This is a genomic window from Hydrogenophaga sp. T66 (assembly GCF_057219855.1).
The window spans coordinates 1,047,183-1,064,266 of sequence record NZ_JBXVVX010000001.1 but is presented as its reverse complement, the minus strand read 5'-3'; the positions used below and the strand labels follow the sequence as shown (position 1 = coordinate 1,064,266).

The 17,084-nt window shown below is 73.0% G+C and carries 16 protein-coding genes; 7 read left to right on the top strand and 9 right to left on the bottom strand.

Going from position 1 to position 17,084, the window contains the following annotated elements; translation table 11 throughout:
- The first annotated feature begins 25 nt into the window (after nucleotides 1-25).
- The 7 genes from AC2D80_RS04970 (at nucleotide 26) to AC2D80_RS04940 (ending at nucleotide 8,286) form a co-directional block, all read left to right on the top strand.
- On the top strand, nucleotides 26-736 hold the full coding sequence (locus tag AC2D80_RS04970) for a formylglycine-generating enzyme family protein (protein ID WP_484631869.1): 711 nt from the start codon (nucleotides 26-28) through the stop codon (nucleotides 734-736).
- A gap of 119 nt (nucleotides 737-855) precedes the next feature.
- A complete protein-coding gene (gene pcaF, locus AC2D80_RS04965) occupies nucleotides 856-2,061 on the top strand; it encodes a 3-oxoadipyl-CoA thiolase (RefSeq protein ID WP_484631868.1) in 1,206 nt (401 codons plus the stop codon).
- A complete protein-coding gene (locus AC2D80_RS04960) occupies nucleotides 2,058-3,353 on the top strand; it encodes an amidase (RefSeq protein ID WP_484631867.1) in 1,296 nt (431 codons plus the stop codon). The genes pcaF and AC2D80_RS04960 overlap by 4 nt, the downstream gene beginning before the upstream one ends.
- Nucleotides 3,354-3,414: 61 nt before the next feature.
- Nucleotides 3,415-4,143 carry an ABC transporter ATP-binding protein gene (locus AC2D80_RS04955; RefSeq protein WP_484631866.1) on the top strand — a complete coding sequence of 243 codons (729 nt, stop codon included), beginning with the start codon at nucleotides 3,415-3,417 and terminating at the stop codon, nucleotides 4,141-4,143.
- 10 nt (nucleotides 4,144-4,153) lie between these two features.
- Nucleotides 4,154-6,523, top strand: coding sequence for an ABC transporter permease (locus tag AC2D80_RS04950; protein WP_484631865.1), 2,370 nt, complete (start codon nucleotides 4,154-4,156; stop codon nucleotides 6,521-6,523).
- The gene (locus AC2D80_RS04945) at nucleotides 6,520-7,731 is read left to right on the top strand and encodes an efflux RND transporter periplasmic adaptor subunit (RefSeq protein ID WP_484631864.1); all 1,212 of its coding nucleotides are present in this window, start codon (nucleotides 6,520-6,522) and stop codon (nucleotides 7,729-7,731) included. Before AC2D80_RS04950 ends, AC2D80_RS04945 begins: the two co-directional genes overlap by 4 nt.
- A gap of 69 nt (nucleotides 7,732-7,800) precedes the next feature.
- Nucleotides 7,801-8,286 (top strand): acyl-CoA thioesterase, encoded by a 486-nt coding sequence (locus AC2D80_RS04940; protein ID WP_484631863.1) that lies wholly within the window; start codon nucleotides 7,801-7,803, stop codon nucleotides 8,284-8,286.
- 13 nt (nucleotides 8,287-8,299) lie between these two features.
- Here the strand turns inward: AC2D80_RS04940 and AC2D80_RS04935 are convergent, their stop codons facing one another.
- The 9 genes from AC2D80_RS04935 to bchM form a co-directional block, all read right to left on the bottom strand.
- A complete protein-coding gene (locus tag AC2D80_RS04935) occupies nucleotides 8,300-9,415 on the bottom strand; it encodes a phytoene/squalene synthase family protein (RefSeq protein WP_484631862.1) in 1,116 nt (371 codons plus the stop codon).
- Complete coding sequence (locus AC2D80_RS04930) at nucleotides 9,412-10,983, bottom strand: phytoene desaturase (RefSeq protein ID WP_484631861.1); 1,572 nt, start codon at nucleotides 10,981-10,983, stop codon at nucleotides 9,412-9,414. Before AC2D80_RS04930 ends, AC2D80_RS04935 begins: the two co-directional genes overlap by 4 nt.
- On the bottom strand, nucleotides 10,980-11,768 hold the full coding sequence (puhE, locus tag AC2D80_RS04925) for a putative photosynthetic complex assembly protein PuhE (RefSeq protein WP_484631860.1): 789 nt from the start codon (nucleotides 11,766-11,768) through the stop codon (nucleotides 10,980-10,982). Before puhE ends, AC2D80_RS04930 begins: the two co-directional genes overlap by 4 nt.
- 19 nt (nucleotides 11,769-11,787) lie before the next feature.
- On the bottom strand, nucleotides 11,788-12,903 hold the full coding sequence (gene acsF, locus AC2D80_RS04920; protein ID WP_484631859.1) for a magnesium-protoporphyrin IX monomethyl ester (oxidative) cyclase: 1,116 nt from the start codon (nucleotides 12,901-12,903) through the stop codon (nucleotides 11,788-11,790).
- Entirely contained in the window at nucleotides 12,900-13,400 is a 501-nt protein-coding gene (puhC, locus tag AC2D80_RS04915; RefSeq protein ID WP_484631858.1) for a photosynthetic complex assembly protein PuhC, read from the bottom strand. The genes acsF and puhC overlap by 4 nt, the downstream gene beginning before the upstream one ends.
- Nucleotides 13,397-14,110: a photosynthetic complex putative assembly protein PuhB gene (gene puhB, locus AC2D80_RS04910; protein ID WP_484631857.1), complete on the bottom strand. Its 714-nt coding sequence runs from the start codon at nucleotides 14,108-14,110 to the stop codon at nucleotides 13,397-13,399. The genes puhC and puhB overlap by 4 nt, the downstream gene beginning before the upstream one ends.
- Nucleotides 14,107-14,865: a photosynthetic reaction center subunit H gene (gene puhA, locus AC2D80_RS04905; protein WP_484631856.1), complete on the bottom strand. Its 759-nt coding sequence runs from the start codon at nucleotides 14,863-14,865 to the stop codon at nucleotides 14,107-14,109. Before puhA ends, puhB begins: the two co-directional genes overlap by 4 nt.
- A 62-nt stretch (nucleotides 14,866-14,927) precedes the next feature.
- Nucleotides 14,928-16,367, bottom strand: a complete 1,440-nt coding sequence (locus tag AC2D80_RS04900) for a BCD family MFS transporter (protein ID WP_484631855.1) — start codon at nucleotides 16,365-16,367, stop codon at nucleotides 14,928-14,930.
- Nucleotides 16,364-17,071, bottom strand: a complete 708-nt coding sequence (gene bchM / locus AC2D80_RS04895) for a magnesium protoporphyrin IX methyltransferase (RefSeq protein ID WP_484631854.1) — start codon at nucleotides 17,069-17,071, stop codon at nucleotides 16,364-16,366. Before bchM ends, AC2D80_RS04900 begins: the two co-directional genes overlap by 4 nt.
- Between the last annotated feature and the right edge of the window lie 13 nt (nucleotides 17,072-17,084).

Genomic DNA, 17,084 nt, shown 5'->3' with positions numbered 1-17,084 from the left:
ACCCACCCATCAGCCGCCCACCACCATGCGCCGCCGCACGCTCGCCCTGACCGCTGCCGCCCTGTTTGCCACCGCCGCCCAGGCCGAAGCCCCGCCGCGCGAGCGCATCGGCGCGCTCGACTGGGACCGCCACGAAGTCACCATCGCCGCGTTCGCCCGCTTTGCGCAGGCCACCGGCTTCGTCAGCCGCGCCGAGCGCGAGGGCGGGGGCTTCGAATACGCGGGCGGCTGGACGCGCCGCGCCGGCTGGACCTGGCGCACGCCCGAAGGCCGTGCGCCCGCCAGCGACCGCCTGCCGGCGGTGCACCTCAGCTTCGACGAAGCCGCCGCCTACTGCCGCTGGGCGGGCGGACGCCTGCCCACCGCCGCCGAGTGGGACGCCGCCGCCTACACCGAGCAACGCGCCCAGCCGCCCGCCCCGCTGCAGCGCGGCACCACCTACGCCTACCCCACCGGCGCCGCGCCCGCGGGCGCCAACACCAGCGCCAGCGACCCCTGGCCCAGCGCCAGCCCCGCCGGCGCCACGCCCGCCGGTGTCAACGGCCTGCAGGACATGGGCGCCAACGTGTGGGAGTGGGCCAGCGACGCGCGCGGCAGTGGCCCGGACACCGAGCGGCGCACCATGGGCGGCTCCTGGTGGTACGGTGCCTCGCAAATGCAGGCCGGCGTCAACGCGTGGAAGCCCCAGGGCTTCTACGCGGTCTACATCGGGCTGCGCTGCGTGTACCCCCGCTGAGCCGCAGGTCGCCGCGCCGTCAGCCGGTCCGGCACGGGTCAGAAAATGAACAGTACACTTATTAGTTGAACCGGCGAACCCCAGCCGCGCATCCCCACACAACCACCCGAGGAGACCCCATGACCCGCCACGCCTTCATCTGCGACGCCATCCGCACCCCCATCGGCCGCTACGGCGGCGCGCTGTCCAGCGTGCGCACCGACGACCTGGGCGCGATTCCGCTGAAGGCGCTGATGGCCCGCAACCCCGGCGTCGACTGGGCCGCGGTGACCGACGTCATCTTCGGCTGCGCCAACCAGGCGGGTGAAGACAACCGCAACGTGGCCCACATGGCCAGCCTGCTGGCGGGCCTGCCGCTGGAAGTGCCCGGCGCCACCATCAACCGCCTGTGCGGCTCCGGTCTTGACGCCGTGGGCACCGCCGCGCGGGCCATCAAATCGGGCGAGGCCGGGCTGATGATCGCCGGCGGCGTGGAGAGCATGAGCCGCGCGCCGTTCGTGATGCCCAAGGCCGAGAGCGCGTTCTCGCGCGCCAACGCGGTGTACGACACCACCATCGGCTGGCGCTTCATCAACAAGCTGATGAAGGAAAAGTACGGCGTGGACTCGATGCCGGAGACCGCGGAGAACGTGGCCACCGATTACCGCATCGAGCGCGAGGCGCAGGACCGCATGGCCCTGGCCAGCCAGCGCAAGGCGGTGGCGGCGCAGCAGGCCGGCCACCTCGCGCGCGAGATCACGCCGGTGACCATCCCGCAGAAGAAGGGCGATCCGGTGGTGGTCAGCGTGGACGAGCACCCGCGCGAGACCAGCCTGGAAGCGCTGGCCAAGCTCAAGGGCGTGGTCCGGCCGGACGGCACGGTCACCGCCGGCAACGCCAGCGGCGTGAACGACGGGGCCTGCGCGCTGCTGCTGGCCGACGAAGCCAGCGCCGCGAAACACGGTCTCGCCCCCAAGGCGCGCGTGGTCGGCATGGCAACCGCCGGCGTGCCGCCGCGGGTGATGGGCATCGGCCCGGCGCCGGCCACCGAGAAGGTGCTGGCGCTCACCGGCCTGTCGCTGGCGCAGATCGACGTGATCGAACTCAACGAAGCCTTCGCCGCGCAGGGCATCGCCGTGCTGCGGATGCTGGGCCTGGCCGACGACGACGAGCGCGTGAACGCCTGGGGCGGCGCCATCGCGCTGGGCCACCCGCTGGGCGCCAGCGGCGCGCGCCTGGCCACGACCGCTGTCAACCGCCTGCATGCCACCGGCGGCCGCTACGCGCTGTGCACCATGTGCATCGGCGTGGGCCAGGGCATCGCGGTGGTGCTGGAGCGCGTGTGAGCCTCGGCGCCGACGCCGCGCTGGACCTGCCGCTGCGCGCGCTGGCCGCGCGGCTGGCGCGTCGGGAGTGGTCGGCCGAGGCGCTGGCCGCTGCCTGCGCGGCCCGCGTGGCGGCGCACGAGCCGACGCTGCGGGCCTGGGCGGCCTTTGACGCGACGGCGCTGACCGCGGCCGCGCGCGCGCTGGACGCCGGCCCGGTGCGGGGCGCGCTGCACGGCGTGCCGGTGGGCGTCAAGGACCTGATCGACACCGCCGACTGGCCCACCGCCTATGGCTCGCCGCTGTACGCCGGCCACCGGCCCGCGGTGGACGCGGCCTGCGTGGGCCAGCTGCGCGCGGCCGGGGCGCTGATCGCGGGCAAGACGGTGACCACCGAATTCGCCGCGATGCACCCGGGCCCCACGCGCAACCCGCGCGCCCCGGCCGGACGCACCCACACGCCCGGCGGCAGCTCCAGCGGCTCGGCCGCGGCGGTGGCGGCCGGCCTGGTGCCGCTGGCGCTCGGCACCCAGACCGCCGCCTCGGTGGTGCGGCCCGCGGCGTTTTGTGGCGTGGTGGGCTACAAGCCCACCTATGGGCTGCTGCCGGTCACGGGCGTGAAGCTGCAATCGCCCAGCCTGGATACGGTGGGCGTGTTCACCCGCGCCGTGGACGACGCGGCCTTCGCCGTGGGCGCGATGAGCGGTCTGGACCTGACGCCGCAGCGCCCCGCGCGGCTGCGGGTCGGGCTGTGCCAGACCCCCTGGTGGCTCTCGGCCGACGAACACGCGCGGCGCGCCTGGGCCCGGGCGGGCGAGCACCTGGCGGCGCGCGGCGCGGCCGTGAGCGCGGTCGACCTGCCGGCCGACTGGGCGGCGCTGGCCGAGGCCCAGCGCGACCTCATGACCTATGAAGCCGCCGCCGCGTTTGCCCCGGAGCGGCGCAGCGGCGTGGAGCGCATCAGCGCGGCCTTCCGCGCGGTGCTGGACGCCGGCGCAGCGATGCCGCTGGCGCGCATCGCCGCCGCCCACGCCCGGCTCGACGCCGCGCGGGCGGCGCTGCCCGGGCTGATGCGCGACGTCGATGTGCTGGTCGCGCCCAGCGCGCCGGGCGCAGCCCCCGAAGGCCTCGCCGGCACCGGCGACCCGCTGTTCAGCCGGCTGTGGAGCGCCCTTGGCGTGCCCTGCGTGCAGGTGCCGGTGGATGCCACCGACGACGGCCTGCCGCTGGGCGTGACCGTGGTGGCCCCGCGCTGGCACGACGCGCTGGCGCTCGGCGCGGCGCAGTGGCTCGAAGGACCGGCCGGCGCCTGAGTCCGCGCCGGGCTTGACCGGCGTCAAGCCGCCTGCGGGGGGCGCGTGCTGCAATGGCCACATGCCCGATCCCTCCCCGCCGGTGTTTGTGGCCCGGGGCCTGACCAAGACCTACGGCGATGGCCCGACCGCCGTGCATGCCCTGCGGGGCGTGGACCTGGACATCGCGCGCGGCGAATTTGTGGTGCTGCTCGGCGCCTCAGGCAGCGGCAAGAGCACGCTGCTCAACATCCTGGGTGGTCTTGACAGCGCCACCAGCGGCTCGGCGCGCTGGAGCCACGGCGGCACCACCCACGAGCTGACCGGCGCCAGCGATGCCGAACTCACCCGCTACCGCCGCGAGCACGTGGGATTCGTCTTCCAGTTCTACAACCTGATCCCCAGCCTGACCGCGCGCGAGAACGTGGCGCTGGTGACGGAGCTGGCTGAGGACCCGATGCGACCGGAAGACGCGCTGGAACGGGTTGGCCTGGGACACCGGGTGGACCACTTCGTGTCCCAGCTCTCCGGGGGCGAACAGCAGCGCGTGGCGATCGCGCGCGCCATCGCCAAGCGCCCGGCGGTCCTGCTGTGCGACGAGCCCACCGGCGCGCTGGACTGCGCCACCGGGGTGCTGGTGCTGCAGGCGATCGAGACGGTCAACCGGGACCTCGGCACCACAACCATCGTCATCACCCACAACGCCCCGATCGCGGCCATGGCGGACCGCGTGCTGCGGCTGGCCGACGGCCGTGTGGTGGCGACCGAACTCAACCCGGCCCAGCAGCCCGCGTCCGGCCTGCGCTGGTGAGACACGCGCCATGCACGCCCTGACCATCAAGCTCGGCCGAGACCTCCGGCGCCTGGGCAGCCAGGTGCTCACCAACGCGCTGGTGGTGGCGATCGGCGTGGGCGGCTTTGTCGGCCTGTTTTCGGTCCACGCCTCGCTGCTGCAGGCCCGCGACGACTTCTACGCCACCCACCGGCTGGCCGACGTGTTTGTGACCGCCCGGCGCGCGCCCCTGGCGCTGCGCGAGCGGCTGGCCGACCTGCCCGGCGTGACCGCGGTGCAGACCGGGCTGTCGTGGGACGCCACGGTGGATCTCGGCGATCCCGGCGCGCCGGTGACGGGGCGCTTTGTCGCGCTGGGCGGACCGCCCGGCGCGCCGGGCGAACAGCGCCTCAACGCCGTGCGTCTGCGCGACGGTCGCTGGCCCCAGACCGACGGCCCGCTGGAGGCGGTGGTCAGCGAGGCTTTTGCCCACCAGCGCGGGCTGCGCCCGGGCGCGCGGGTCAGCGCGGTCATCAACGGGCGGCACCAGTCGGTGCGCGTGGTGGGGATCGCGATTTCGCCCGACACGGTGTTCGCCTCGGCCGGCGGCGCGCCCGACGACACCAGCTTCGGCATCTGGTGGGTCGATGCACGGCGCCTCGCCGCCCTGCTCGACATGGAGGGCGCCTTCAACACCGCGGCGCTGCAGCTCGCGCCGCAGGCCTCGCCCGGCGCCACCATCGAAGCGGTGGACCGCCTGCTCGCCCCACACGGTTCGCTGGGCGCGGTCGCGCGCGCGGACCAGCTCTCGGCCCGGGTGGTCGACGACGAGCTCGACCAGCTGCGGGTGATGGGCACGGTCCTGCCGGGCCTGTTCCTCGCGGTGGCGGTGTTCATCCTCAACGGCGTGCTGGCCCGGCAGGTCGCCACCCAGCGCGCGCAGATCGCGGCGCTCAAGGCACTGGGCTACCCGGACCGCCGGATCGGCACCCACTACCTGCAGTTTGCCCTCGCCATCGCCGCGTTGGGGGCGGTGGCCGGGCTGTTGCTCAGCGGGGTCATCGGCCGGCTGATGCTGGGCCTGTACGAGCCGGTGTTCCGCTTCGACGCCCTGGCCTACCGCACCGAGCCCGCGCTGGTGGCGGTGGCGCTGCTGGTGGCGGCGGGCGGCGCGGCGCTGGGGGCGTGGACCTCGATCCGCGCGGTGCTGCGCCTGCGGCCCGCCCAGGCCATGCAACCGCCGGCCCCGCCGCGCTACCGGCGCACCCTGGCCGAGCGGCTGGCTGGCGCCCGGCGCCTGAGCCCGCGACTCACGATGATCGTGCGCGACGTCGAGAACCGGCCCTGGCGCAGCGCCTTCACGGTCGGCGGGGTCGCGCTGGCCATGGCGCTGCAGATCGCCGGCGCCTTCTGGCTCGACGCCATCGCCCACATCGTGGATGTGCAATTCCGTCAGGTGCAGCCGGGCGACGTGATCGTGCATCTGGAGCCGGGCGTGCCGGCCAGCGGCCTGGCGTCGCTGCAGCGCCTGCCCGGCGTGTGGCGGGCCGAGGGCTACCGCACCGAGGCCGTGCGGGTGACGGTGGGCCACCGCCGGCAGGACGCCACGCTCACCGGCCTGGCGCCCGATGCCCAGCTGCTGCGCGCGGTGGATGCGCGCCACGGTCCGTTCACACCGCCGCCCGACGGCATCGTGCTCTCGCAGCTGCTCGCGCGGGCCGTCGGCGCGCGGGTGGGCGACCGGGTGAGCGTGCAGTTCCGCACCGGGCGCCAGGCCAGGGTGGAGCTGACGGTCGTCGCAGTGGCCCACACGCTCATGGGCCAGCAAGCCTGGATGGACCTGCCCGCATTGCGCCGCATCACCCGCGACGGCGCCGCATTCACCGAGGCCGCACTGCTGGTCGACAGCCAGGCGTGGCCTGCGTTCTGGGCGGCGGTGAAGGGCCTGCCCGGCGTGCAGGGCGTGTTCGACAAGCGGGCAGCGGCGCAGGCCTTCGACGAACGCACGAAAGCCAACATGGGCGCCTTCAGCGCCATCCTGACGCTCTTTGCCGTCGCCATGGCGGTGGGCATCACCTACAACGCCGCGCGGATCGCGCTGTCCGAGCGCGCCTGGGACCTCGCCAGCCTGCGGGTGCTGGGCATGACGCGCGCCGAGGTGTCCTGGCTGCTGCTGGGTCAGCTGGCGGTGGAGCTGTTGCTGGCCTTGCCGCTGGGCATGGCCGCCGGCTGGGCCCTGGCCACGCTGCTGATGCGGCTGATGTCGTCGGACAACATCGATTTCCCCGTCGTGATCGCGACGTCCACCTACGCGTGGGCCGCGGTCATCGTGCTGGCCGCCGGGGTGGCCAGTGCCCTGCTGGTGCGCCGCCGCGTCGATCGACTCGATCTGGTGGCCGTGTTGAAAGTGCGCGAATGAACGAGAAACTGCCCTTGCACCGCCGCCGTTGGCCCTGGCTGGCGGGCGTTGGCGCGTTGGCCGGCATCGGCCTGCTGGTCTGGGCCCTGCGACCCGCGGCGCTGGCGGTGGAGACCGCGGCTGCGGACCGGGGGCCGGTGACGCTGGTGATCGAAGAAGAAGGCGTGCTGCGCCTGCTGCAGCGCCACACCGTGGCCGCGCCCACCAGCGGCGAGTTGCAGCGGCCGGGGCTGCGCGTGGGCGACACGGTGGCCGCAGGCGAGGCGCTGGCGGTGCTCCGGCCGGTGGCGCCAGCGATGATCGACAGCCGCACGCGCACGGTGTTGCAGCAGCGGCTGGGCAGCGCGCAGGCGGCGCAGGCCGCGGCCGAGGCGCAGCAGGCGCGGCAGCAGGCCGCGCTGGCGCAGGCCGAGGCCGATGTGCGGCGGCAGACCGAACTGGCGCGGGCGCAGTTTGTGGCCCCCGCGGCGCGCGAACAGGCCGAGCTGGCGCGGCGGCTCGCCGCGCAGGCGGTGGCGGCGGCCGACGCGGAGCGCCGCGTCGCGGCCTTCGGGCTGGCCGAGGCGCGCGCCGCCCTCGCCCGCGCCGACACGCCGGCCAGCGACGACGGTCTGTGGACGCTGCGCAGCCCGGTCGACGGGCGGGTGGTGGCGGTGCACCGCGAGAGCGCCGGCCCGGTGAGCGCCGGTCAGCCGCTGATGGACATCGGCGACACGACCCGTCTTGAAGCGGTGATCGACCTGCTGTCGTCTGACGCCGCCCGGGTACCGCGCGGTGCGTTGGTCACGCTCAGCGCCGGCCCCGGCGTCCCGCCCCTGTCGGGTCGGGTGGCGCTGGTGGAGCCGGTGGCGTTCACCCGCGTGTCGGCGCTGGGCATCGAGGAACAGCGCGTGAAAGTCCACGTGGCGCTGCCCGATGCCCTCCCCGCGGGCGGTGCGCTGGGTGATGGCTACCGGGTGGACGCCCGCGTAGTGGTTCAGGCCATCGACGGGGCGCTGCGTGTGCCGGTGGCCGCTCTGCAGCGCCAGGGCGATGGGTGGGCGGTGTTTGTGGTGGACGATGGCGGGCAGGCGCGGCTGCGGGCGGTGGCGCTGGGCCCGCGCAGCCAGGACCACGCGGTCGTGGAACGCGGGCTCGCCGACGGCGAACGCGTGGTGCTGTTCCCGGGCAATGGTGTGCGCGACGGCGCGCGGGTGCGGCAGCGCTGACGACCGTCCAGTGTGGGGCGGCGCCGGCGTGTACAGTGCCCCGCCATCGACCCACCACGCCACCGCGCCATGGACCTGCCCTCCCACCAGCTGAGCATGACCGTGCTCATGACCCCCGACATGGCCAATTTTTCCGGCAACGTGCACGGCGGCACCGTGCTCAAGCTGCTCGATCAGGTCGCCTACGCCTGCGCCAGCCGGTATGCCGGCCGCTACGTGGTCACGCTGTCGGTGGATCAGGTGATGTTCCGCCAGCCGATCCATGTGGGCGAGCTGGTCACGTTTCTCGCCTCGGTCAACCACACCGGCACCTCGTCGATGGAGGTCGGCATCAAGGTGGTGGCGGAAAACATCCGCACGCAAGTCGTCCGCCACGCCAACAGCTGCTTCTTCACCATGGTGGCGGTGGACGATGAAGGCCGTCCGGCGGCGGTGCCGCCGTGGCAACCGGTGACGCCGGACGAGCAGCGGCGCCACGCCGCGGCGCGCGTGCGGCGCGAACTGCGCCAGGAATTCAACCGCCGTTTCGACGCGCTGCGCGCCCCCGCGGCCTGAGGGCGGCGATGGGTCAGCGCGCGCCGCGCCCGTTGAGCCGTTCGCTCAGGCGTTGCTGCTCCAGCCGCTCAAAGAGCTCGATCATCCACACCACCCGCTCGCGCACCGGCCGGGCCAGCGCCGGCACCACCGCCGCGGCGCTGGCGTCGTCGCAGTGGTCGATGAGGTAGCGGATCGCCGGCAGCGGGGCCGGCGCATGGCGGGCTTCGGGGGCGCGGGTGCGACCGGCAAGCCACCAGGCCTGCGTCAGCAGCACCAGCTTGCGCGCCGCCGGCACCACCGCGCGGCGGCTCACCGGGTCCAGCCCGTCGCGGCGCAGTTGGGCGCCGATGTCGGCGTAGATCAGCCGCGCGGCCAGGATGGCGGCCTGGCAGTCGCGCGGCAGGCAGGCCACGCCGCCGGTGGCCTGGGCGTACAGCCGCTCGGCCTCGACCAGCAGGCGCTCGACGACACGCTGCAAGGGCGGCGTGCAGACCGGCGCGGCGAGCCAGGCCTCGGGGTCCAGGCCAGCCTCCCGCAGCCACTGCCGCGGCAGATACAGGCGACCGAGCCGCGCGTCGTCGCCGACGTCGCGCGCGATGTTGGTGAGTTGCATGGCCACGCCCATTTCGCAGGCGCGCGCCAGCGCCACGGGCGAGCGGGCGCCCATGATCCAGCACATCATGGCGCCCACACTGCCGGCCACGCGCGCGCCGTACCCGTGCAGGTCATCGACGGTCTCGTACTGCCGGCCGCGCGCGTCCCAGGCGAAGCCGTCAAGCAGCGCGTCCAGCAGCGGACGCGGCAGCCGGTGGCGCTGCACGACGGCGGCCAGCGCCCGGTCTTCGACCGCGTCGCCCGGGCGGCCGGCGTACACGGCGTCGAGCCGCCGGCCCAGCAAGGCGAGGCTGTCGTCCACGCTGTGCGGCGGGTCATCGACGAGATCGTCGGCCACACGGCAGAACGCGTAGAGCGCCACCGCGTCCGGCCGCACGCGGGCGGGCAGCAGCCGGGCGGCGGCGAAAAAGCTGCGCGAGCCGGTACGCATGAGGGCCAGGCAGGCCTGCAGGTCGCGGTCGGCGTCGCTGACCGCGGCACCGCCCGGCGGGGCCTCGTGGGTGGCGGCTGGGGTGGCGGTTGGCTGGGTCATCGGGTGGCGGCCGGTGTGGGGTTGTCGCGCTGGAAGACGGCGGCGTCGGGCACCACGCTGTCCAGCGCCTTGGCCGACATCAGCACCCCTGGCACACCAGCGCCCGGGTGCGTGCTGGCGCCCACCATGTAGAGGCGGTCCACGTCTTCGCTGCGGTTGTGCGGGCGGAACCACGCGCTTTGCAGCAGCAAGGGCTCCAGACCGAAAGCCGCGCCTTTGTAGGACAGCAGGCGGTCCTGGAAGTCCTGCGGCGTGGTGATCAGGGACGCCGTGAGGCGCGACTCGAAACCGGGCAGCACGGTGCGGTCCAGCACCTCGGCGATCGCCTGCCGGAAGGTACCGGCGCGCAGGCTCCAGTCGGTGCCGCTGTCGAGGTGGGGCACCGGCGCGAGGGCGTAGAAGGTGTCGTGGCCGGGGGGCGCCATCGAGGCGTCGTGGGCGCTGGGCCGGTGAAGGTAGAGGCTGAAGTCGTCGGCCAGCCGGTGGCGCTTGAAGATGTCGGTCAGCAACTCGCGGTAGCGCGGGCCCAGCAGCATCATGTGCTGCGGCACCTGCTCGTAGCGCCCGCGCACGCCGAAGTACCAGACGAACAGGCTCATCGAGTAGCGCCCGCGCGCGATGCGGGCGTCGCTCCAGCGGCGGCGGTGCTCGGGCGCGACAAGGTGTCGGTAGGTCCAGGCGGTGTCGCCGTTGCTGACCACGATGTCGGCGGCGATCCGCTCGCCGCTGGCCAGCGTGACGCCGGTGGCACGGCCGCGGTCGACCTCTATGCGGCGCACCTCGGCGTGGCAGCGCAGCGTGCCACCCTGCCCTTTCATCAGGCCGACCAGGCCTTGCACCAGACGCCCGGTGCCGCCCTCGGCCCAGTGCACGCCGTGGCGGCGCTCCAGCGAGTTGATCAGGCTGTAGATGCAGGTCACCGAAAACGGGTTGCCGCCGATGAGCAGGCTCTGCAGGCTCATCGCGATGCGCAGCTTGGGGTGGCGCAGGTGGCTGGCGACCATGCCGTGCAGGCTGCGCCAGCCCCGCATGCGCAGGATGGCCGGACTGGCCTTGATCAGGTCGCCCACCGTGTCGAAGGCCTTGTCGCCGAGCGCCTCGAAACCGAGGCGGTAGCAGTGGTCGGCCTCGGCGGTGAATCGGTCGTAGCCCGCCAGGTCGTCGGGGCTGATGCGGCGGATCTCGGCGCGCTGGCGCTCGGGGTCACCGCTGTAGTCGAAGTGGTCGCCGTCGGCAAACCGGATGCGGTAGAACGGGTCGAGCGGGCGCAGGGTCACGTCATCGGCCAGTCGCCGGCCCGCCACCTGCCACAATTCCTCGAAGAGGTAGGGCACGGTGATGATGGTGGGGCCGGCATCGAACACGTGCCCCCCCTGATGGTGCACATAGGCCCGGCCACCGGGCGCGTCGAGCTTTTCCAGCACGGTCACGCGCCAGCCGCGTGCGCCCAGCCGCACCGCGGCGGCCAGCCCGCCGAAGCCGCTGCCGATGATGACCGCGTGGGGCCGGGTGTCGGGTCCGGCCGGTTCGCCGAACCCGGTGTCTTCGCCGCGTCGCCAGGCGTTCATGCGCCTTCTCCCTTGACGCCGCTGCGCGCGGCCATGGCCCAGCCCCAGAGTTTCTGCATCGGCACCGGGAACACCATGATCAGGTGCTCCACGATCGCCAGCCCCAGCAGCGCGGCCAGCAGCACCCAGCCGGTGCTCACCTCGGTCTGCCCGGTCGCCAGGCGGTGGACCATCCAGGCCCACACCACGCAGGCCACGCCCACCGACAGAAAGAAAAAGGCGCTGATGGAGCCGCGCCGGAAATAGGAGGCGAGGTAGGCGAGGTGGCGCGGCAGGTACTGCTCGCCGACCTCGGGCACGCCGAAGAACAGGTTCATCTTGGCCGAGAAGCGCATGCACCACAGCAGCGCGAACGTGCAGATCGCCACGTGGCTGGGCTGGCCTTGCTGCATCAGCAGCAGCACGGCGAAATTCGCCAGCAGCGCCAGCTCGTGCCACAGGATGGCCTGCACCGAGTGCACAAAGCGCGACCAGCCGCAGCTGCCAGGCGGCAGCGGGCCGCGGCGCGGGCCGGTGAGCCAGCCCGTGAGGAAGGCCAGCTCGTGCCAGCTCCACATCAGGATCACGCTGGCGAAGGCCAGGTAGGCGTGTGCCGGGGTGGCCGACTGCATGCTCACCGCGGTGGCCCAGAAACTCAGTCCCAGCAGCGCGGTGCCCAGCCCCATGCTCCAGCCGAAGGTCGCCGGGCGACGGCGCACCAGCCACAGGATCGCGCCCGTGCCGAACCACCAGCACAGCAGCGCAAACAGGGCCGGGGCGGCCAGGGAGCCGGGCAGTCCGGTCATGGGGCGGGCCGGTGCGGGCTCACCACGTGGGCTGCAGCCGCACGTCCTTGGGCAGGTCGTGGCGCTTGACGGGCAGGATCAGCAGACGCCCGAAGGTCAGGGCGGCGCGCGCCGCGCACCAGCCGCGCTGCAGCGTGCCGATCACGCCGCCGCGCGCGACCGCGCGGTCGTTGGCCTGGGAGATCGCCAGCAGGCGGTCCAGGCCGGCACGGAAAGCCGGGTGGTCGATGTCGAGCTCCACCGGGAACACCTGCCGGCAGATCTCGCTGGTGATGCGGAAGACCTCGTAGTCGTAGGTGGTGGCCTCCAGGCCCATGGCTTCGTGCATCAGCGGGCGGGTGTGGTCGCGAACGTACATCGTGGCGTACACGGCCAGGATGAAGAAGCGGATCCACCAGGTGTTGGCGCCGCGCAGCAGGTGCGGTTGGGCGCGCATCATCAGCGCGAAGGATTCGCCGTGGCGGAATTCGTCGTTGCACCAGCGCTCAAACCAGCGAAAGATCGGGTGGAAGCGCTTCTCGGGGTGGCGCTCGAGCTGCCGGAAGATGGTGATGTAGCGGGCGTAGCCGATCTTCTCGGACAGGTAGGTCGCGTAGAAGATGTATTTCGGCTTGAAGTAGGTGTAGGCCTTCACGCGCTTGAGGCTGCCCAGGTCGATGCCGAGGTTGAAGTCCTTGAGTGCCTGGTTGATGAACCCGGCGTGGCGCGACTCATCGCGCGCCATGTAGGCCATCAGCTGCTTGATGTCGGGGTTGCTGATGTGCTTGCGGATCTCGTTGTAGAGGATGCAGCCGGAGAACTCCGAGGTGCAGGAGCTGATGAGGAAGTCCATGAACTCCTGGCGCAGCTCGGGCGAGAGCTGCGGCAGCAGCGCCCGCAGTTCCTCGGCAAACGCGGCGTCGCGCTTGAAGTGGTCCTGGTTGTTGTCGCCCTCGTACTCGGCCATCATCGCGTCCCATTCGGCGCGCACCGGCGACACATCCAGCCGGTCCATGGCGTCGAAGTCGGTGGTGTAGAAGCGCGGCGTGAGCATGGTGCTGCGCGCGGCGCGGGCGGTGGCGTCCTCGGTGTCGCGCAAGGTGTCCATGAGCGCGGCGACGTGGTCGGTGTTGCTGTCGAAATCGGTGGTGTTCATCGGGAAGCTCCGGAAACAGGGTCGGTCGAGCCCACCGGCCGGGCGTCGCGAAGCACGGCGAACACGGCGAGGTTGGTGGGTCCGAACGACTCCAGGGAAATGCGCTGCCCGGTCGCGGGATCGGACAGCACCAGCCGGCCGTCGCGGTGGGCGGTCAGCACGAAGGGCTGCTGCGGCCCGAGGCCGCTTTGGGCCCGCGCGCGCGCCAGGGCGCGCAGCGTGCCGCGGGCGAAGCCCTGCTCGCCCTGAAAACGGTGGACCTCCGCGCCCTGCGGGCCGGCGGTCGGATCGATGACGGCGATGTCGCCGTTGGGCCGGTCTTCAAAGCGCAGGCTGCGCTGCCACAACACGTCGGTGACCGCGGCCTCGGCGCGCGGGGCATTGACGTGTTCCCAGCGCTGCCAGGCCACCACGGCCAGCGTGGCCAGCATCAGGCCGCCCAGGGCCCAGACGGGCCAGGGCGTGACCGGGCCGAACGGCGCGTCGTGGTGGCTCATGCGGTGGCCGCCGGCAGGCGGTCCTCTCGGGTGTCGACCGCCATCGGCGCCGCCGGCGTGGGCCGCAACGGCACCACGTTGCTGCCGGCGGGACGCGCAGGGGCGGCCGACACCGCGGCCACCGGCGCGGCCTGCAGGGCCGTCCAGTGGCGCTGGATCAGCGCGCCCACGGCCGCGGCATCGGGCACGCAGCGCAGGCTCGGCTCGGGGCGCGCCAGGCGCCAGGCCCGGGCGTGCGGCCACAGGTTGGCGTAGCCGATGCGTTCGCGCCCGGCGAGCTGCAGCGCGATGTCGCCGCGGCCGCCGGACAGCGGTCGCAGCGAGGCACCCGCCAGACAGCGCAGCGGCAGGTTGAAGGTCAGCGTGAGCACGATCCCGATGCGCATGACCACGCGACGGTCGGTCACGGTGTAGAGCGCGGTGCGGGCCGACAGCCACGCGGTGGTGGCCAGCAGCGCCAGCGCCAGACCCGCCAGCACCGCGCTCGTGACCAGCGGCGCGATCGCGAACGGGCTGGGACGTCCGACCAGATAGGCCGCCTGCACCGCGAGCATCAGCCCGAAGTAGATCGCGATCTTGCGCACATGGAAGGCATGGATAGCCAGGGACCGCCAGTCCGGCCGGCCCTGCCAGAGCAGCTGCTCGCCACGCGGCAGCGGCTCGGGCAGCCCCGGGGCGGCCTCAAACTCGTGCTCGTGGCTCGCGTTCATACCAGCGGCTCCTGGCGCTCGGGCGTGGCATACAGCGTGCCCGCGCCGTAGTAGGCGCTGATCTTTTCTTCTTCGAGCAGGGTGATCTGGTCGGGGTGGCGGGTGGTGGGCACGTTGGCGAACTGGTCGGCCAGCAGCGCGTGCACGTGCACACCGCTTTTGCGGATGCGGGCAAACGGCACCGGCAGCAGCACCGTGCGCCCATTGGGCAGCGCCACTTCAAGGTAGCGGAACATCATCTCGGAGCGGTCAACCCACAGGTCCTTGACCTGACCGGCCACTTCACCGTCGGCCCCCGTGACCGGGAGGCCGCGGGGATCGGTGTCCTGGCGCGCGATGCCGAAGTCGCCGGCGCTGCGCAGCGGCACGATCTTGGCTTCGTTCTCGATGGTCATGTCCGGGTGGTCGGCGCGGGCCGCCCAGGCGCCGGGGCCCACACCGGCCAGCAGCGGATCGCCGACGGGCTCCAGCGGCGCGCCGTTGAAGCGGTGGGCGGGCCGGGCGCTGTAGGCGCCGTCGGGCCGATTCACATCGGGAGCGATGGTTTCACCGCCGTGCAGCAGCTTGAAGGTCTTGGGCTCCGGGACCGGCCAACCGTCGATCTTGGGGCCGTTTTCCCGGCCCGGGTCCATGGGATAGCCCTCGCGGTGGCTTTCGCGCTGGAGGTAATAGATGAGGCCGAAGAAGAAGAACCAGAACGCGTAAAGCACGAGCTGGGCCACGTCGACGTACTGGGTGATGGCGCCTGTTTCCATGGTGGTCTCCTGGGGGGATGGCGGGGAACGCGGTGAGGGTGGGTGAGCGTGATGGGGCGGGGTCAGCCGGGCAGTTCGGCCAGCCCCATCGGCTGACCGGGTGAACGGGGTGCGGGCGGGCTGTGGCGGCGGGCCAGCGGGCCCAGCGCGATCAGCACGACGAACAAAAGGTAGATCTCCAGGTGGAACACCACGCTGTAGGCGGTGGCCGGCGAGTCGAGCGGCCCGCCGAGCCAGCCGGCGTCCACCGCCGCGGCCACCAGGTCGCGCAGCACGCCACCCAGCGCCATCGCCAGGCCGGCGGCGGTGGCCTGCACCGCGCCCCACGCGCCCAGCACCAGGCCGGTGTGTTCCCGCTCGGGCAGTTCCATCGCGGTCAGCAGCATGCCCACCGAGAACAATCCTCCGCCGAAGCCGATGAGGGCTGCGCCGATCTCGTACAGCAGGGGCGAGGACAGCGGCGCCGAAAAGATCACGCAGGCAAAGGCCGGCAGCCCGGTGAGCGCGCCCGCGGCGGCCACGCGGATCGTGTCCAGTCCGCGGCCAAGCAGGCGGGTCGACAGCGCAAAGGCGAGCAAGGCCCCGCCGGCGCTCAGCGCCGTGACTGTGCTGGTCAGCCCCACGTCGAGGCCGAGCACCTGCCCGCCGTAAGGCTCCAGCACGATGTCCTGCATGCTGAAGGCCACCGTGCCCAGCCCGACGGTCCACAGGAAGCGGCGCATCTGGGGGATGGCCATCAGGCGCTGCCAGCTGCGCGAGAAGCCATCGGCCTCGCGCGCGCCGCGCCGCGTGCCGCGTGCTTCCTGCTTCCACAGCGAGGTCAGGTTGAGCAGCACGGTGAGCACGGCCGCACCCTGCACCACCTGGATCAGGCGCTTCGGGCTGAAGTCCGCCAGCAAGGTGCCGAGCAACGCGCTGCCGGCGATCAGGCCGACGAGCAGCATGGCGTACAGCAGGGCCACCACGCGCGGGCGCTTGTCGGCAGGCGCCACGTCGCTGGCCAGCGCGAGGCCGGCGGTCTGCGTGATCTGCATGCCCGCGCCGACCAGCAGGAACGCCAGCGCCGCGCCGATGCGGCCCGCCCACACGCCCAGTGCGCCCGGGGGCGGGTCGGACAGCAACAGCAGGGCAAACGGCATGATCGCCAGCCCGCCGAACATCAGCAGGCTGCCCATCCACAGATACGGCAGGCGGCGCAGGCCGAGCGCGGAGGGGTGCGTGTCGCTGCGGTAGCCGATCAGCGCCCGCAGCGGTGCAAAAACCAGCGGCAGCGCCACCGACACCGCCACCCACCAGGCCGGCACGCCCAGCTCCACGATCATCACGCGGTTGAGCGTGCCCACCAGCAGCGCGGTGGTCATGCCGATGGCCAGCTGGAACAGGGAGAGCCGCAACAGCCGCCCCAGCGGCAGGTCGGGGCTGGCCGCGTCGGCGAACGGCACGTACCGCTGGGCGATCTGGGCCGCCCAGGCCGGCATGAGCCATCGGGTGAGCGTCTTCACCGGCTCCACTCCCAGGCGTGCGAGGTGTAGAAGCCGCTGGCCACGCGGCGCTGGCGGCCGGGCGCAAAGCCCAGCGGCGCCACCTGCGGCGCGAGCGCCGCGGCCAGCAGCGGCTGCGACACCGGCGTGAGCGCAGGCGATCGGTCGCTGCGCGGGAACAGGCGGCCCACGCGGTGCATCGCCGCCAGCAGCGGCGTGCGCGGCGCGAAGGTGAACAACAGGCTGCCACGCGTGCGCAGGCCCAGCCGCTGCAGCGCGGCCACGATGTCGGGCACGTCGTAGTGGATCAGCGAGTCCATCGCCACCACGTGGTCGAACTGGCCAAGCGACGGGTCCAGCATGTCGCCCGAGGAGAAGAGCAGCGTGCCCGCACCGCGGGCCTTGGGCGTGGCGGCCCAGCGCTCGCGCGCCAGGTTGACCAGCGTGGGCGAGAGGTCGATGGCCACGACGTCGGCGCCGCGCTGCGCGGCCTCCATCGCCAGCGCGCCGGTGCCACTGCCGGCGTCCAGCAGCCGCAGGCCGCGCAGGTCGGCCGGCAGCCACGACAGGAGGGTCGCGCGCATGTCGTCGCGCCCGGCGCGCACGGTGGCGCGGATGCGGCCCACCGGCGCGTTGCTGGTCAGGCGCGCCCAGGCCTGGGCGGCGGTGCGGTCGAAGTAGGTCTCGATCTGCGCGCGGCGCTGGAGGTAGGGAGAGTGGTCCATGGTCTGAGCGGCT

Excerpts from the sequence above, each read along its gene's own strand:
- AC2D80_RS04970 (WP_484631869.1), top strand. The coding sequence starts at position 26 with ATGCGCCGCCGCACGCTCGCCCTGACCGCTGCCGCCCTGTTTGCCACC.
- pcaF (WP_484631868.1), top strand. The coding sequence starts at position 856 with ATGACCCGCCACGCCTTCATCTGCGACGCCATCCGCACCCCCATCGGC.
- AC2D80_RS04955 (WP_484631866.1), top strand. The coding sequence starts at position 3,415 with ATGCCCGATCCCTCCCCGCCGGTGTTTGTGGCCCGGGGCCTGACCAAG.
- AC2D80_RS04950 (WP_484631865.1), top strand. The coding sequence starts at position 4,154 with ATGCACGCCCTGACCATCAAGCTCGGCCGAGACCTCCGGCGCCTGGGC.
- AC2D80_RS04945 (WP_484631864.1), top strand. The coding sequence starts at position 6,520 with ATGAACGAGAAACTGCCCTTGCACCGCCGCCGTTGGCCCTGGCTGGCG.
- AC2D80_RS04940 (WP_484631863.1), top strand. The coding sequence starts at position 7,801 with ATGGACCTGCCCTCCCACCAGCTGAGCATGACCGTGCTCATGACCCCC.
- AC2D80_RS04935 (WP_484631862.1), bottom strand. The coding sequence starts at position 9,415 with ATGACCCAGCCAACCGCCACCCCAGCCGCCACCCACGAGGCCCCGCCG.
- AC2D80_RS04930 (WP_484631861.1), bottom strand. The coding sequence starts at position 10,983 with ATGAACGCCTGGCGACGCGGCGAAGACACCGGGTTCGGCGAACCGGCC.
- puhE (WP_484631860.1), bottom strand. The coding sequence starts at position 11,768 with ATGACCGGACTGCCCGGCTCCCTGGCCGCCCCGGCCCTGTTTGCGCTG.
- acsF (WP_484631859.1), bottom strand. The coding sequence starts at position 12,903 with ATGAACACCACCGATTTCGACAGCAACACCGACCACGTCGCCGCGCTC.
- puhC (WP_484631858.1), bottom strand. The coding sequence starts at position 13,400 with ATGAGCCACCACGACGCGCCGTTCGGCCCGGTCACGCCCTGGCCCGTC.
- puhB (WP_484631857.1), bottom strand. The coding sequence starts at position 14,110 with ATGAACGCGAGCCACGAGCACGAGTTTGAGGCCGCCCCGGGGCTGCCC.
- puhA (WP_484631856.1), bottom strand. The coding sequence starts at position 14,865 with ATGGAAACAGGCGCCATCACCCAGTACGTCGACGTGGCCCAGCTCGTG.
- bchM (WP_484631854.1), bottom strand. The coding sequence starts at position 17,071 with ATGGACCACTCTCCCTACCTCCAGCGCCGCGCGCAGATCGAGACCTAC.